Raw genomic sequence first — 1,050 nt, 5'->3', positions numbered from 1 at the left:
CCGGCTTTGATGGTGATGGTCTGGCCATTCGAGAGCGTAACGGTGACGTCGGTTTGCGCCTTGTTGGTCAAGGTCGCGGTGTAAGTGATGTCACCACCTTCAACGACCGAAGCCTTGTCAGCAGTCAACGAAACCGTGGTGTTGTCGATCGAGTCGGTGATCGTGGTGACCGCCGCTTTCGGATCGGTAACCAGGTTCTCGAAGTTACCACCCGCAGTCTTGGCGATGGTGGTGCTGACTGTGGAACTGTTGTTGTAGACGTCGTTCGCTGGAGTGTGGAAAACCGTCGAGCCTGCGGATTCACCGGCTTTGATGGTGATGGTTTGGCCATTCGAAAGCGTGACGGTGACGTCGGTTTGCGCCTTGTTGGTCAAGGTTGCGGTGTAAGTGATATCCCCACCTTCCACTACCGATGCTTTATCAGCTGTCAGAGAAACGGTGGTGTTATCGATCGAGTCGGTGATCGTGGTGACGGCTGCTTTCGGATCGGTAACCAAGTTCTCGAAATTACCGCCGACAGTTTTGGCGATCGTGGTGCTGACGGTTGAGCTGTTGTTGTAGACGTCGTTCGCTGGAGTGTGGAAAACCGTCGAGCCTGCGGATTCACCGGCTTTGATGGTGATGGTTTGGCCATTCGAAAGCGTGACGGTGACGTCGGTTTGCGCCTTGTTGGTCAAGGTTGCGGTGTAAGTGATATCCCCACCTTCCACTACCGATGCTTTATCAGCTGTCAGAGAAACGGTGGTGTTATCGATCGAGTCGGTGATCGTGGTGACGGCTGCTTTTGGATCCGTGACCAGGTTCTCGAAGTTACCACCCGCAGTCTTGGCGATGGTGGTGCTGACGGTGGAACTGTTGTTGTAGACGTCGTTGGCCGGGGTGTGGAACACCGTCGAGCCTGCGGAGTCGCCGGCTTTGATGGTGATGGTTTGGCCGTTGCTCAGCGTTACGGTGACGTCGGTTTGCGCCTTGTTAGTCAAGGTCGCGGTGTAGGTGATGTCGCCACCTTCAACGACCGATGCTTTGTCGGCAGTCAGGGAAACCGTGGTG

1 protein-coding gene is annotated in these 1,050 nt (G+C 55.5%); it reads right to left on the bottom strand.

Annotated features, from left to right (window positions below; translation table 11 throughout):
* A partial coding sequence (locus HX783_RS29775) for an immunoglobulin-like domain-containing protein (RefSeq protein WP_177019247.1) occupies positions 1-1,050 on the bottom strand: 1,050 nt, incomplete at both ends.

Origin of the sequence: Pseudomonas sp. D2002 (assembly GCF_013385735.1) — a bacterium.
GTDB lineage: Bacteria > Pseudomonadota > Gammaproteobacteria > Pseudomonadales > Pseudomonadaceae > Aquipseudomonas.
Note: the sequence above shows the minus strand (reverse complement) of the source record. Positions and strands in the feature narration are given on the sequence as shown.